At 71.1% G+C, this 13,063-nt stretch carries 14 protein-coding genes and 2 pseudogenes; 11 read left to right on the top strand and 5 right to left on the bottom strand.

Annotated features, from left to right (window positions below):
- The first annotated feature begins 561 nt into the window (after positions 1-561).
- From ACFXJ5_RS28095 to rsgA, 4 genes and pseudogenes are all read left to right on the top strand, one after another.
- Positions 562-1,002, top strand: coding sequence for a VOC family protein (locus ACFXJ5_RS28095; protein ID WP_384636777.1), 441 nt, complete (start codon positions 562-564; stop codon positions 1,000-1,002).
- Positions 1,003-1,019: 17 nt separating this feature from the next.
- Positions 1,020-1,229 carry a hypothetical protein gene (locus tag ACFXJ5_RS28090; RefSeq protein ID WP_246459804.1) on the top strand — a complete coding sequence of 70 codons (210 nt, stop codon included), beginning with the start codon at positions 1,020-1,022 and terminating at the stop codon, positions 1,227-1,229.
- Between the two features lie 41 nt (positions 1,230-1,270).
- A pseudogene (locus ACFXJ5_RS28085) lies at positions 1,271-1,354 on the top strand (ATP-binding protein); the annotation flags it as partial.
- 849 nt (positions 1,355-2,203) lie between these two features.
- Entirely contained in the window at positions 2,204-3,319 is a 1,116-nt protein-coding gene (gene rsgA / locus ACFXJ5_RS28080; RefSeq protein ID WP_384636775.1) for a ribosome small subunit-dependent GTPase A, read from the top strand.
- Between the two features lie 41 nt (positions 3,320-3,360).
- Here rsgA and ACFXJ5_RS28075 read toward each other — a convergent pair whose 3' ends face one another.
- Positions 3,361-3,489: a hypothetical protein gene (locus ACFXJ5_RS28075; protein ID WP_384636772.1), complete on the bottom strand. Its 129-nt coding sequence runs from the start codon at positions 3,487-3,489 to the stop codon at positions 3,361-3,363.
- Positions 3,490-3,708: 219 nt separating this feature from the next.
- Between ACFXJ5_RS28075 and ACFXJ5_RS28070 the strand changes: the two genes are divergently transcribed.
- Positions 3,709-5,340 (top strand): protease pro-enzyme activation domain-containing protein, encoded by a 1,632-nt coding sequence (locus ACFXJ5_RS28070; protein ID WP_384636769.1) that lies wholly within the window; start codon positions 3,709-3,711, stop codon positions 5,338-5,340.
- Positions 5,341-5,600: 260 nt separating this feature from the next.
- On the opposite strand, the gene ACFXJ5_RS28065 is transcribed toward ACFXJ5_RS28070, so the two are convergent.
- Entirely contained in the window at positions 5,601-6,404 is an 804-nt protein-coding gene (locus tag ACFXJ5_RS28065) for a PhzF family phenazine biosynthesis protein (protein WP_384636766.1), read from the bottom strand.
- 143 nt (positions 6,405-6,547) lie between these two features.
- Here ACFXJ5_RS28065 and ACFXJ5_RS28060 point away from each other — a divergent pair, with 143 nt between their 5' ends.
- The gene (locus ACFXJ5_RS28060) at positions 6,548-7,177 is read left to right on the top strand and encodes a PadR family transcriptional regulator (RefSeq protein WP_384636763.1); all 630 of its coding nucleotides are present in this window, start codon (positions 6,548-6,550) and stop codon (positions 7,175-7,177) included.
- A 74-nt stretch (positions 7,178-7,251) separates the two neighbouring features.
- Positions 7,252-7,773: a GNAT family N-acetyltransferase gene (locus ACFXJ5_RS28055; protein ID WP_384636760.1), complete on the top strand. Its 522-nt coding sequence runs from the start codon at positions 7,252-7,254 to the stop codon at positions 7,771-7,773.
- 15 nt (positions 7,774-7,788) lie between these two features.
- Here the strand turns inward: ACFXJ5_RS28055 and ACFXJ5_RS28050 are convergent, their stop codons facing one another.
- Both ACFXJ5_RS28050 and ACFXJ5_RS28045 read right to left on the bottom strand, forming a co-directional pair.
- Complete coding sequence (locus tag ACFXJ5_RS28050) at positions 7,789-8,217, bottom strand: type II toxin-antitoxin system Rv0910 family toxin (RefSeq protein ID WP_384636897.1); 429 nt, start codon at positions 8,215-8,217, stop codon at positions 7,789-7,791.
- Positions 8,218-8,349: 132 nt separating this feature from the next.
- Positions 8,350-8,793 (bottom strand): annotated as a pseudogene (locus ACFXJ5_RS28045) (HAD domain-containing protein); the annotation flags it as partial.
- Positions 8,794-8,917: 124 nt separating this feature from the next.
- Here ACFXJ5_RS28045 and ACFXJ5_RS28040 point away from each other — a divergent pair.
- From ACFXJ5_RS28040 to ACFXJ5_RS28025, 4 genes are all read left to right on the top strand, one after another.
- Positions 8,918-9,604 (top strand): pyridoxal 5'-phosphate synthase, encoded by a 687-nt coding sequence (locus tag ACFXJ5_RS28040; protein ID WP_384636757.1) that lies wholly within the window; start codon positions 8,918-8,920, stop codon positions 9,602-9,604.
- A gap of 170 nt (positions 9,605-9,774) precedes the next feature.
- Positions 9,775-10,290, top strand: coding sequence for a Clp protease N-terminal domain-containing protein (locus ACFXJ5_RS28035; RefSeq protein WP_384636894.1), 516 nt, complete (start codon positions 9,775-9,777; stop codon positions 10,288-10,290).
- 12 nt (positions 10,291-10,302) lie between these two features.
- On the top strand, positions 10,303-11,265 hold the full coding sequence (locus ACFXJ5_RS28030) for a DMT family transporter (protein WP_384636754.1): 963 nt from the start codon (positions 10,303-10,305) through the stop codon (positions 11,263-11,265).
- A 171-nt stretch (positions 11,266-11,436) separates the two neighbouring features.
- Positions 11,437-12,372, top strand: a complete 936-nt coding sequence (locus tag ACFXJ5_RS28025) for a DMT family transporter (protein ID WP_384636751.1) — start codon at positions 11,437-11,439, stop codon at positions 12,370-12,372.
- 47 nt (positions 12,373-12,419) lie between these two features.
- On the opposite strand, the gene ACFXJ5_RS28020 is transcribed toward ACFXJ5_RS28025, so the two are convergent.
- Complete coding sequence (locus ACFXJ5_RS28020) at positions 12,420-13,061, bottom strand: FMN-binding negative transcriptional regulator (RefSeq protein ID WP_384636748.1); 642 nt, start codon at positions 13,059-13,061, stop codon at positions 12,420-12,422.
- Positions 13,062-13,063 lie beyond the last annotated feature (2 nt).

Here is a 13,063-nt window from a genome sequence, read left to right as displayed (position 1 = left end):
AGCGCACTGGGTGCCGGTGCCGGCCGCGGTCTACCGCTGTGTCAGCGCGTACCTAAGCAACGAGGTTCGGCTGGACCGTGACGTACCGGAGCTTGTTCCCAGAGCCCCATCCAGCGCTGATCTGCATTCCCGTCCACGGATGCTCGGGCCCGCCGGGGGTCAGCGCGGCTGCCCCCAGCTCGCGCCGGCGCCGCGCGGCGGGGCCCGGACCGGTGCGGCGAGGGCGAGCGGCACGGGGAACTCCACCCGCCAAGGGTGACCCGGCACCGTGAATTAATTGGGGAGGCGCAATGCTCAAGCGCGCACGCTGCGAATCGTCGAGGAAGCATTGAAAAGCGGGGACGGCACGCTGCGGCTGATCGCCTTCATGGGAGCGGCCACCTGCGCCGCACTCACCCTCGGTGGTGGCGTCTGGCTCGCGGGTCTGCTGTAGCGGTGCTGAGGCGCGATCCCGATTTCTCGGAGTTCGGCGGTCTGAGGATGTCGAGAACGTGCCACCGGCTCCGTCCCAGGGACATCAGCGGCCACCACCGGCCGCACGAGGAAGAAGGAGAAACCAGCATGGCGATTCAGGGGATGGACAACGTCGGCATCGTCGTCGAGGACCTGGATGCCGCCATCGCGTTCTTCGTGGAACTCGGTATGGAGCTGGAGGGCAGGGCGGAGGTCGAGGGCCTCTTCGCCGACCAGTGCACCGGACTCGACGGCGTCCGCTGTGACATCGCGATGGTCCGGACCCCGGACGGACACAGCCGGCTCGAGCTGGCGAAGTACCGCAGCCCCGCGGTGATCAGCGCCGGGCCGCGCAACCGGCCGCACAACATTCTGGGCACGCACCGCGTCATGTTCGCCGTCGACGACATCGAGGACACCGTTGCCCGCCTGCGCCCTCACGGCGCCGAACTCGTCGGCGAGATCGCCCGGTTCGAGGACAGCTATCTGCTCTGCTACATCCGCGGCCCGGAGGGCATCATCGTCGGACTGGCCGAGCAACTGCGCTGAGAAGGAGGAACCGAACCATGCAGCCGAACGAGATCATCGAGGTTCTGAACCGCCCGATCAGTCAGGAGCTGCTGGCCCGTGACGTGACCCGCCTGGCCTACGTCGCCAAGGATGGAACCCCGCGCAACGTACCGATCGCCTTCACCTGGAACGGGTCGCACATCGTCATGTGTACGACGAAGAACGCGCCCAAACTCCCGTGGCCACCCTCGCGCACAGGCTCCTGAAACGACGGCACCAGTAGGTGAGACACATCTGAGTGTCTGGAGAACCGCTGGAGTCGGGCCATGTGGTGATCGCGCGCTCCGCCGGGGTGGTGCGGCTGCCCGCCCGGTTCCTGCTGGTCTTGGCTTATGCGGGTGCGGACATGTTCAACAGCGAGGTGACACTGTTGTCCGCTCTCTCACACGGGACACGAGTGCGCTGGTAGTGGGCAGTTGCCTCTTCGTGCGAGCGTAACTCTGTGTGACTGGAGTGGGATGTCCGTTGGTGACATTCCTCTCCTACGAGCTCGTAACACGATCTTGTGGATGTGTGCTGGGGCCCATGGTCGTCCCACGTCGGCCAGCCCACATCTGCCGGCAGCTTCGGAAGTCCGCCGAGCTGGCCAACCGCCACGTCCGAGGCGGAGGCGGCCTCAAGGCGAACACTCGGGCGCAGCAGGCCGACCCCCCTCTCTGCGGCGTCAGAAGGCAAGTGCTGGTGGGCGAGATCGCGGAGCTCGTCGTAGATCCGTGTGTCATGTGCTCGATCACGCTCCGGGCCATTGACACCGGTGAGAAGCGGCTACCGGCCGCCGCCTTCCCGTGGCGGCTGGCGGCACGCCTTGCTCCTTACGGTCCGGGAAGCGCTCTCCGGGTTGCCGCATCACATCGGGCTGAACCCACTCGTGAACACCGTCCGTCTGACGAGCCGGTCACAGCCCAGGATGCGGCTGAGACCGTCTGTCATTAATTCGCTGGCGCTGCGTTCCGGTGCGGGGCTATGGTCCCCTGTACCGGGATGCGGCGGTGTGCTGCTCTCGGGGGAGTGTCGTTGGTTCGTTGAGGAGCCGGAGGTGAGGATCTGATGACTGTCACGGTGATGGGCGTTGCCCGCATTCAGGAGTTTGTCATTCCTACCCCTGTGGCCTCCGGCTGACACCACTCGACTTCTTCGCGCAGGACGCGCGTGCCGGGGCCACCCTCCGAAGGGTTTCCCCTTGTTCGACCATTCCTCCGGATCCGCTCCTCAGCTCCCTCTCGCCGGTTACGGCTGGGACGAGGAACGCGATGCCGAATTCACTTCTCACGCCGACGAGGGGCTGGTTCCCGGTCGGGTCGTGCGGGTCGACCGCGGCCTGTGCGACGTCGTCACGGCGGCGGGCACGCTGCGGGCGGACACCGCACTGGTGACGCCGCGCGACCCGCTGCGGATCGTGTGCACCGGCGACTGGGCGGCGATCGACCTGTCCCCGGCGGCGGGCCCGGCCGTACGGGCGTTGCTGCCACGCCGTACGACCTTTGTCCGCTCGACGTCCTCCAAGAGGTCCGAGGGCCAGGTGCTGGCCGCGAACGTCGACCACGCGGTGATCGCCGTGTCCCTCGCCGCCGAACTCGACCTGGGCCGGCTGGAGCGCTTCCTGTCCCTCGCCTGGACCAGCGGGGCGCAGCCGCTCGTGGTACTCACCAAGGCCGACCTCGTGGAGGACACGGCGTACCTCCTGGCCGACGCCGAGGGTGCCGCTCCCGGCGTCCAGGTGATCGTCGTGAGCGCCGTGACCGGCGAGGGGCTCGATGTGCTCGGGGCGGTGCTGGCCGGAACGACGTCCGTGCTGCTCGGCTCGTCCGGTGCCGGCAAGTCCACGCTGACCAACGCCGTGCTGGGCCGGGAGGCCCAGGAGGTGCAGGCCATCCGCGACAGCGACGGGAAGGGCCGGCACACCACGACCACCCGGGACCTGCATCTGCTGCCGGGCGGAGGGGTGCTCATCGACACCCCGGGGCTGCGCGGGGTCGGCCTGTGGAATGCCGACTCCGGTCTCACGCAGGCCTTCGCGGACATCGAGGAACTCGCCACCGAGTGCCGCTTCCACGACTGCTCGCACAACGCCGAGCCCGGTTGCGCGGTCCTGGCCGCCCTGGAGGAGGGCAGCCTGACGCACCGTCGGATGGACAGTTACCGCAAGCTGCTGCGCGAGAACGCGTGGATCGCCTCACGCACGGACCACCGGATGCGGGCGGAGATGCGCCGCCAGTGGAAGGAGCGCTCGGCAGCGGGGCGCGAGATGTACGAGCGCAAGCGCGGGGGCGGCGGCGGCCACCGCAAGGTGTACTGACGAAGCCGCGTCACCGCCCGGGTGGCCGCCGAATCAGGCGGTCACCCGGCGCCGTTGTGGTCGTGGCGCCGCCGGAAGGGAAGGGGGCTGCCCTCGTGCCAGAAGGAGTAGATGACGCTGCCGACGCCGAGCGCGACGATCACGAAGCCGAGAATCACTGAATAAACCATGTCCAGCCCTCTCCTTCGACCCTATGAGCCGTTCACGACGCCTTCACGATTGACGTCTGACCGTGACCTTCCCGGGGGTGTCCCCTCCCAACCTTCATAGGGGGACATCAGTAATTAACAACTGCCGCAAGGGTTACCCCGCTTATGAGCAAGGGGCCCGCTACCTAGCGTTGAGGACGTTCCCCCCACCACTTTCTGGAGGACGCCTTGACGTCTCGTATGAGACCACTCGCAGGACTGCTGGCCGTTTCCCTCCCCGTCGTCGCGGCCCTGGCTGCCAGTCCCGCCTTCGCGGCGCAGGCGGACGCCAAGGTCGCACTGCGCGGCGAGGTCATATCCGCCGTGGACCACTCCACCGAGACCGGCACCGTCTCGTCGGACAAGAAGGTCCCGGTCACGATCAGCCTGACCCCGCGCGACCAGAAGGGACTTGACGCCTTCATCGCGAAGGTCGGCGACAAGAAGTCCCCGCAGTACAAGCACTACCTGACGGTCAAGCAGTACGCGGCCCGTTACGGCGCGACCTCCGCGACCATCAGCAAGGTCTCCAAGTACCTGCAGTCGCAGGGCCTGACGACCGGCGCGGTCTCGAAGAACCACCTCACCATCGGCGCCAGCGGCACCGCGGCCCAGGTCGAGAAGGCCTTCGGCACCACCCTCGCGCAGTACAAGGAGAAGGGCACCAAGCACACGTACTTCGCCAACTCCTCGGCGCCCAAGCTCCCGGCCGGCATCGCCTCCGCCGTCTCGGACATCTCGGGCCTGAACAACTACGCGAAGTACCACCACAACAGCGAGGGCCACCTCACCCCGAAGGCGGCTTCCCCCAAGGCCGCCGCCGGCCTCACGCCCACCACGGCGAAGAAGGCGTACAACCTCACCTCCACCGTCTCCGCCGGCTACAACGGCTCCGGTGAGACGGTCGGCCTGCTGGAGTTCTCGGCCTTCAAGCAGTCCAACATCACCTACTACGACAACTACTACGGCATCAGCGCCTCCACCCCCTCCGTGCGCAGCGCGGGCGGCGGCACGACCGACACCTCCGGCGAGGACGAGGTCGAGCTCGACATCGAGGTCGTCCAGGCCCTCGCGCCCGGCGCCACCATCAAGGTGTACGAGGCCCCCAACAGCGACGCCGGCGAGACCGCCGTCTACTCGGCACTCGTCAGCGACGACGTCCCGGTCGTCTCCATCAGCTGGGGCATCTACGAGTCCGGTGAGACCAGCTCCAACCGGACCGCGCTGAACACCGACTTCCAGGAGGCCGCGGCCCAGGGCCAGTCCGTCTTCGCCGCCTCCGGCGACAGCGGCTCCGACGACGCGGGCAACGGCGGCAAGTCGGTGGACTTCCCCGCCTCCGACACCTACGTCACCGGCACCGGCGGCACCACGCTGACCACCTCCTCCGGCACCTGGAGCAAGGAGACCGCCTGGTCCGGCTCCGGCGGCGGCGTATCCTCGTACTTCACCCGTCCGAGCTACCAGACCTCGTCGGAGAACAGCAGCAGCTACCGCGGTGTCCCGGACGTGGCCGCTGACGCCAACCCCAGCTCGGGCTGGTCGATCTACACCGAGGGCGCCTGGTACGAGTTCGGCGGCACCAGCGCCGCCGCGCCCAACTGGGCGGCCTTCACCGCGGTCCTGGACGACGAGGCCGACGCCACCGGCGGCTACGACCTCGGCTACGCCAACTCGACCATCTACGCGCTGGCGACCTCCTCCAGCTACAGCTCGGCCTTCCACGACGTCACCAGCGGCAGCAACGGCGGCTACAGCGCCGCCACCGGCTACGACAAGGTGACCGGCTGGGGCTCCTACAACGGCGCGAACTTCATCGCCGCCGTGATCTAGTGCCCCTCCCGGCAAGCTTTGCCCTGTCGCACCGCCCAGCACGCAGGCTCGCGGCGTTGGCCAAAAGCCCTGGTAGCTCTCCCCCAGCCTTCGGCCGGGAGGTACCCCCACCCCCAAGCTCTCGGCTTCGCTCGAGCAGGGGGGACCCCCATCAAGGACATCCGGCCGCCTTGCGATCGCACGCACCGGACGACGCTCCGTGACGGGCAAACATTGCCCGTCACGGCACTAGCCCTGGTCGTGGTCCTGGTCCTGGCCCCTCAGCCGTACAGCTCGCCGTCGATGACGGTGACCGCCGTGCCGGTGAGCAGCACGCGCTCGCCCTGCAGCATGGTGCCCACCAGGCCGGTGCGGGCCGAGGCCTGGAGGCCGGTCAGCCGGGGGCGGCCGAGGCGGGCCGACCAGAAGGGGGCGAGGGCGGTGTGGGCGCTGCCCGTGACGGGGTCCTCGGGGATGCCGAGGTTGGGGAAGAAGCCGCGGGACACGAAGTCGTAGCCGGCGGTGGGGTCGTCCGCGGCGGCGGTGACGATCAGACCCCGGCGTGAGCCGAGCCCGGCGACGGCCGCCAGGTCCGGCTCCAGCCCCCGTACGGTCTTCTCGTCGGCCAGCTCGACCAGCAGATCGCCGACATTCTCGCCGGTCTCGTGCACGGAGAGCGGCTCGGCGCCGATCGCCGGCGCGATGTCGGCCGGGACGGCGATCGCGGTGAGCGGCGCCACGGGGAAGTCCAGGGTGATGCGGCCGTCGTCGGTGACCTCGGCGGTGAGGATGCCGCTGTGTCGCGTACGGAAACGTACGGAGCCGCCCAGGACGTGTGCGGTGGCGAGGGTGGCGTGGCCGCAGAGCCGGACCTCGGCCTTCGGGGTGAACCAGCGCAGCGCCCAGTCGGCGTCCGAGTCGTCGGGCAGCGGCACGACGAACGCGGTCTCGGCGTGGTTGACCTCGGTGGCCACGTGCTGGAGCCAGCGGTCGTCGGGGAAGTCGGCGGAGTCGAGGACGAGGACCCCGGCGGGGTTGCCCGCGAAGGGGCGATCGGTGAAGGCGTCGACGATACGAATACGCATGGCACGAGCCTAGTTCGGGAGAAACCGCAGGCCAGAGCCAATCTTCGGGAAGTGGTCCGGTTGGGCCTTGCCATCCGATAGTCAGCGATATATCGTTGAGGCATCGCGATCGATCAATCGATCACCTAGGAAAGGACCACATCATGCGATTCCAAGGAGAAGGACACCGACACGGCGGCCCCGGACACCACGGCCGCGGTGGACATGAAGAGCGCCGGGCGGCCTTCGGCCCGTTCGGACCGCCCTTCGGCGGCGGCGGTCCCTGGGGGCCCGGACCGGGTCCCGGCTGGGGACCAGGACGCGGCGGCCGGGGTGGTGGCCGCGGCAGGGCACGGCGCGGCGACGTACGCGCGTCGATCCTGGCGCTGCTCAAGGAACAGCCCAGGCACGGCTACGAGATCATCCAGGAGATCGCCGAGCGCAGCGGCGGCGCGTGGAAGCCGAGCCCCGGCTCGGTCTACCCGACGCTGCAGCTGCTCGAGGACGAAGGCCTGATCAGCAGTGCGAGCGAGGGCGGCAAGAAGCTGTTCACGCTCACCGAGGCCGGCCGCACCGAGGCCGACGCGGGGCCCGAGGCCCCGTGGGAGGAAGCCGGGCGCGGCGTTGACTGGGACAGCCTGCACGAGATCCGGAAGGCGGGCGGCGGACTCGTCGATGCCTTCCGCCAGGTGTGGGCGACCGGCAGCCCGCAGCAGCGCGACAAGGCGCTGGCCGTGGTGAACGAGGCCCGCAAGAAGCTCTACCTGATCCTCGCCGACGAGGACGACGAGTAGAGCCCAGCAGTGAACGAGGCGGCCGAGGGGACTCCCCCCTCGGCCGCCTCGCCGCGTCGTGCGAGGATCGGGTGATGGCCGACCTGAGGATCCAGCCCCGCCGCGACGAGGACATGAGCGCCTGCGTCGACGCCCTGGCCGCCGTGCACAAGGCGGACGGCTACCCGGTGAACTGGCCGTCCGACCCGGCCCGGTGGCTGACCCCCGACGGCCTCCTCGAAGCCTGGGCAGCCCTGGACGGCCACGCCGCGCTGGGTCACGTGGCCATCACCCGTACGTCACCCGAACTCGCCGGCGGGACGGGCCTTCCGGCCGGGCAACTGGCGTCCGTGGCACGGCTGTTCGTCACCCCGCCGGCCCGCCGCTACGGCGTCGCGCAGGCACTGCTCGCCGCAGCGGAGGCGGCTGCCTCCGCGCGCGGCCTCCGGCTCGTACTGGAGGTCGAGGACGGTGGCAGGGCCGCCATCTCCCTCTACGAGCGCAGCGGCTGGCGACACGTCGGCACCGCCCCCGGCGACTGGACGACCGTGGACGGCCGGACGGCGCTGATGCACGCCTACCTCGCGCCGGTCCGGCCCGCCCCGGAGATCCCCTAGGGCCTGTCTTGTGGACTACTCGACCAGCCGGGCGAACTTGCGCAGCGACTCCTCCAGGGCGGCGGTCGCGGAGTCCCTGAGCTTGCCGGCCATGAGGGCGACGGCGGCGCCGTTGAAGGAGCCGTCGATACGGAGCTGGGTGGCGTCGCCGTCCGGGGTGAGGGTGTAGCGGGTGAGCAGGTCCACGGCCATCGGGCCCTTGCCGGTGATGGTGAACTCCCGCCCGGGGTCGAGTTCGGCCACGGTCCAGTTGACCTCGGCCGGGAAGCCCATGAGCTTCATGTTCTCCTGGTAGGTGGCGCCGGCCTCCAGCGGCGACGGGCCGCCCTTCGGGAAGCCGGTGTGGGTGGTGCTCCACTCGGTGTGCGAGCTGAAGTCGGTGAGCTTGTCCCAGACCTTCTCGGCCGGAGCCGCGATACGGGCCTGTGCGGAGACCTCGGCCATGCGACCACTCCTCCTTCGTCGGCGGGTGGTGCGGAACGTAACCGCCGGAGCCGCAACATTCAATACTGATGAACCGTCAGGACGGTATTTCCTCACCGGAGGATGACCGAGCAGCCGCTTCACATGCCCCCGGCTCATCCCGTGCGCCGGGTCGACCGGCAGCAGCAGCCGGTCGGGGCGGAAGCGCGCCCGCCGCACCAGCCGGCGCGGCATGACGTCGTCGATCCAGGCGAAGGGACGGCCCGCCGCGTGGCGCAGGATCGGCGCCCACTTGCGGCCCGTGGAGACCTCGCCGTCCGGCAGCCGTGGATCGCCGGGTCGCGGGCGGTACGCGCTGAACTCGACCACGGGCAGCGGCGGCAGACCGAGCCGGGGCGCGATGTGCTTGTTGGCGTCGTGCTCCCAGGTGGTGGCCCAGACCAGCTCGTAGACCCCGGCCAGCTCACGAAGCCACCTGCCCTGGGCGGCGGACAGGAGCACGGTGAAGTCGAGGATGTCGTACGGCAGGAAGCCCGGGGTCGGCAGCACGGGATTGAGTACGCCGTCGATGTCGAGGAAGAGCAGCGGTCTGGCCATGGTTCTCCTTCGGCGGTTCCCTTCCCCGTCCGTCGACACTGAGGGACGGCGGCCGGTGCGCGGCGGTTGCGTGAGGGGCGCGTACGGGGCGGCCGCACGCCGGGCGCTGTGTGAGGATCGGAAGGTGGACGACCGAGACGACCCCGTGACCGCCGAGTCGCTGCTGCGGCGGATGCGCTCCGCGCCCGTACTGACCGGGCCCCTGCCGCACTTCGACCCGCTGAGCGCGGGCCCCGAACCCGGACCGCTGTTCGCCGACTGGCTCGCCTGTGCCCTCGACGACGGGGTGCCCGAGCCGCATGTCATGACCCTCGGCACGGCGGACGCGGCCGGCAGGCCCTCGGCGCGGGTGCTGATGCTGCGCGGCGTCGACCTGGAGCGCTGTGCCTTCGTCTTCGCCTCGGAGGCCGGCAGCCGCAAGGGGCAGGAGCTGGCGGCCAACCCGCACGCCGCGCTGACCTGGTACTGGCCGCGCCACGGCCGCCAGATCCGGATGGCAGGACCGGTGCGGGCGCTCGACGCCGACACCGCGCGCCGCGACTTCCTGGGACGCCGCGACCGCTCGAAGGCCGCCGGCTTCACCGGCCTGATGAGCGCGCCGCTGGCCGGCCCGGAGGCGTACGAGCAGGAGCGGCGCCGGGCGGTCGCGCGGGTGGCGGCCGAGCCGGAGGCCGTCCCGGAGGGGCATACGGTCTACGAACTGACCGCCGTCGAGGCCGAGTTCTTCCAGGGGGACACCGGCGGCTTCCACCGGCGGCTGCGCTATGCGCGCGAAGGCGACGGCTGGAGCCGGGGGCAGCTGTGGCCCTAGTCAGCCCCAGTTGGCCCAAGTGGCCCTAGGGGTCGGCCGGGGCGGTGTCATCCCCCAGGAGGAGGGGGCGGGCGTATGTGCCCTTCTTTTGACGGAGAGGCAAATGCCACCCCGTGCCGATGCCGGGACACCCCGCTGTTTGATGGGGTGGAACCGTGCACAGCGACACCATGGACGACGCGCGGCTCAGCGTGGAGCTCCGCGCCGTAGCGACCAGCGCGCGTCGGCGCGCCGCGCGGGACGGGGACCGGCAGATCGACACCGCGCACCTGCTGCACTCGCTGCTGGAGAACGACGCCCGCGTACGGGACGTCCTGGCCGGCGGGTCGGGGGACGGGCGGCTGGTGCGCGTCCTCGGATACCTGGTGCAGCGCAGCATCGGCTACGGCATGCGCTGGCGGAGGTCGGTGGAGGACTCGGGGGCCCTGCCGGTCGTACCGGGACTGCCCGGCTGGAGCCCGTCCGCCGCCGCTGCCGTGAACGCCGCCACGGCGCGCGCCCGCGCCCGCGGCGTGGCCCAGCCCAACGGAACCGATCTGCTGGCCGCGCTCGCCGCCGACCCGGAGTGCCGGGCGGCCGAGGTGCTGAGCCGCGCCGGGGTGGAACCCCGGGAGCTGCTCGCGGCGCTGCCCGACCAGCGCCGCCCTGTCAGTTGCTACGGAGGTGACGGTACTGTCGCGAGCTGACATCATGGCCCGATGCATGTCTCACAGGGGAGGAACGCCGGACTCGGGCTCGCACTCGGGTCCGCTTTCGCGTTCGGTGGTTCGGGAGTCGCGGCCAAGCCGCTGATCGAGGCCGGGCTCGATCCGCTGCACGTGGTGTGGCTGCGGGTGGCGGGCGCCGCGCTCGTCATGCTGCCGGTCGCCTGGCGGCACCGGGCGCTGGTGCTGCGGCGGCCGGGGCTGCTGCTCGGCTTCGGGCTGCTGGGCGTCGCCGGAGTACAGACCTTCTACTTCGCGGCGATATCCCGGATCCCGGTCGGCGTCGCGATCCTCGTGGAGTTCCTCGGCCCGGCGCTGCTGCTGGGCTGGGTACGTTTCGTACAGCGCAAGCCGGTGACCCGGGCGGCGGCCGTCGGTGTCGTCCTCGCGGTCGGCGGCATGGCCTCGGTCGTCGAGGTCTGGTCAGGGCTCGCCTTCGACGCGCTCGGTCTGCTGCTCGCCTTCGGCGCGGCCATCTGCCAGGTCAGCTACTTCGTGCTGGCCGACCACGGCAGCGCGGGGGACGACGCACCCGATCCGGTCGGCGTCATCGCCTACGGACTGCTGGTCGGCGCCATCGCGCTGACGGTCGTCTCGCGCCCCTGGGGCATGGCGTGGTCCGTCCTCGCCGGGAAGGCCGCGCTCGGCGACCGGGAGGTGCCCGCTCTGCTGCTGCTCGGCTGGGTGGTGCTGGTGGCGACGGTCGTCGCCTACCTCACCGGAGTGCTGGCGGTGCGCCGGCTGTCGCCGCAGGTCGCGGGCGTGGTGGCCTGCCTGGAGGCGGTCGTCGGGACGGTCTTCGCGTGGGTGCTGCTCGGGGAGCATCTCGCGCTGCCGCAGATCGTCGGCGGTGTGCTGGTGCTGGCCGGGGCGTTTGTCGCGCAGACGGCCAAGCCGGCCGGGTCCCCGCCGGCAGTGCAGGATCCGGTTGTCGAGCCGCTGCCCGAGCCCGTATAGGGTGATGACCATGCCTTTGATGCACGGCGTTCTGCCGCCTCCCGCCGCCTGACGCGGGCGGCGAAACCACGGAAGACCGGGCCCGGCCGGTGATTGCACGGTGACGGGCCGGTCGCCGCTGCCCGCACACGGGACCAGGCGACCATTCCTTTTCTTCCGCGGGAGAACTCCGTGTCCGATCACCATGTGCCTTCCCACGCCCTGCCCGTTGGACGGGGTCTGCTCTACGTCACCTTCGCCGCCACGGCCTGGGGCACCGCAGGCGCCGCCGCCTCGCTGCTCTACTCCGGCAGCGGCCTCGGCCCGCTGGCCCTGACCTTCTGGCGCTCCGCCGGGGGCGTCGCCCTGCTGCTGGCGGCGCGACTGCTCGGGCGGGGCCGGCGCCGTACGCGGGCTGCCGCGCCGGTGCGGCAGATCCTCGTCACCGGGCTCGGGCTCACCCTCTTCCAGGCAGCGTACTTCTGCGCGGTCGCCGTCACCGGGCTGGCCGTCGCCACCGTGGTCACCCTCGGCGCCGGACCCGTACTCATCGCGCTGGGCGCCCGGCTCACCATGGGCGAACGCCTGGGCCGCGGGGGCGTGCTGGCGGTCGGCGGTGCGCTCGTCGGGCTCGCCGTGCTCGTGCTGGGCGGCGGCGGTGCGTCGGTCCGGCCGGCGGGTGTCGCCTTCGCGCTGCTCTCCGCCTTCGGGTACGCCTGCATCACCGTCCTGACCCGGCGGCTGGGCCGTGACGGCGGGGGCGGCGACCCCTTCCTGACCTCGCTCTGGTCCTTCGCCATCTGCGCCGTCTGCATCCTGCCCTTCGCGGAGGCGGAGGGCGGCGGACTGCTGCCGCGCGCCGAGGGGCTGGCGCACAGCCTGTGGCTGCTGGTCTATCTCGCGTCGGTGCCCACCGCTCTCGCGTACGGGCTCTACTTCGCCGGCGCGGCGGTCGTCCGGGCCGCCACGGTCTCCGTCATCGCCCTCATCGAGCCGGTCTCCGCGGCCGCCATCGCCGTCGCCGTCCTGGGCGAACGCCTCGCGCCGGCGACCGTCGTGGGCACGGTGATCCTGCTGGCGGCTGTCGCCGGCCTGGGTCTTGAGGAGGCCCGGCTGGCGGCGGCGTAGGGGCCCACTCGTAGGGTGCGCGGGGCGGGGCTACCCCCGCCCCGCGTTCAGCCCTCCGTGGCGGCCAGGCGGCGCAGCTGGTGGGCGCGGGCGGCGGCGTCGCCGGGGGCGTCGCGGTCGGCCAGGCGGGCGGCCACGGTGTGCTGCATGGTGCGGGGCTTGTTGGCGCCGTACTTGAACTTGGCGCGGACGTCGGTGACTTCGAGGCGGAGGCCACGGATGCCGGGGAGCATGCGGCCGAACGGGGCGACGTCGGGGGCGACGGGGGCGTAGTCGCCGGCGGGCTGGAAGTGGGCGAGCTGGCGGTGCAGGAGGTCGGCCTTGGCTTCGGGGTCGTCGACGACGTGCGCCGTGCAGAGCAGCTGGACGGCCGCGTAGAAGCTGGTGGGCGTGCCGTGCTCGGGCGGGGCGTCGTCGGGGGCGTGCCAGGGGCCGGGGATGAAGGTGTAGTCGTCGACCACGCTGAGGGTGACCTGCGGGGCGGCGGTGATCGCGGGCCAGATGGGGTTCGGCCGGGCCAGATGCGTGACGGCCTCGCCGCGCTCGGCGTCGTACGAGAAGTGCAGCGGCTGCACGAACGGCGGTTCGCCGGGCGGGCCGTTGACGGCGAGCTGACCGAAGTCGTGGGCGGCGAGCCAGCCCTGCCACTCGGCTTCGTCGAGGGCGGCATCCCAGGGGTGGATGAGCATGG

The organism is Streptomyces sp. NPDC059373, from assembly GCF_042751495.1.
Taxonomy (GTDB): Bacteria; Actinomycetota; Actinomycetes; order Streptomycetales; family Streptomycetaceae; genus Actinacidiphila.
The sequence above is the reverse complement of the archived record's forward strand: the minus strand, read 5'-3'. Positions and strand labels throughout refer to the sequence as shown.

What these genes read in the sequence shown, in the direction of transcription:
- ACFXJ5_RS28095 (WP_384636777.1), top strand. Translation starts at nt 562, where the DNA reads ATGGCGATTCAGGGGATGGACAACGTCGGCATCGTCGTCGAGGACCTG.
- ACFXJ5_RS28090 (WP_246459804.1), top strand. Translation starts at nt 1,020, where the DNA reads ATGCAGCCGAACGAGATCATCGAGGTTCTGAACCGCCCGATCAGTCAG.
- ACFXJ5_RS28075 (WP_384636772.1), bottom strand. Translation starts at nt 3,489, where the DNA reads ATGGTTTATTCAGTGATTCTCGGCTTCGTGATCGTCGCGCTCGGCGTC.
- ACFXJ5_RS28070 (WP_384636769.1), top strand. Translation starts at nt 3,709, where the DNA reads ATGAGACCACTCGCAGGACTGCTGGCCGTTTCCCTCCCCGTCGTCGCG.
- ACFXJ5_RS28065 (WP_384636766.1), bottom strand. Translation starts at nt 6,404, where the DNA reads ATGCGTATTCGTATCGTCGACGCCTTCACCGATCGCCCCTTCGCGGGC.
- ACFXJ5_RS28060 (WP_384636763.1), top strand. Translation starts at nt 6,548, where the DNA reads ATGCGATTCCAAGGAGAAGGACACCGACACGGCGGCCCCGGACACCAC.
- ACFXJ5_RS28055 (WP_384636760.1), top strand. Translation starts at nt 7,252, where the DNA reads ATGGCCGACCTGAGGATCCAGCCCCGCCGCGACGAGGACATGAGCGCC.
- ACFXJ5_RS28050 (WP_384636897.1), bottom strand. Translation starts at nt 8,217, where the DNA reads ATGGCCGAGGTCTCCGCACAGGCCCGTATCGCGGCTCCGGCCGAGAAG.
- ACFXJ5_RS28035 (WP_384636894.1), top strand. Translation starts at nt 9,775, where the DNA reads ATGGACGACGCGCGGCTCAGCGTGGAGCTCCGCGCCGTAGCGACCAGC.
- ACFXJ5_RS28030 (WP_384636754.1), top strand. Translation starts at nt 10,303, where the DNA reads ATGCATGTCTCACAGGGGAGGAACGCCGGACTCGGGCTCGCACTCGGG.
- ACFXJ5_RS28020 (WP_384636748.1), bottom strand. Translation starts at nt 13,061, where the DNA reads ATGCTCATCCACCCCTGGGATGCCGCCCTCGACGAAGCCGAGTGGCAG.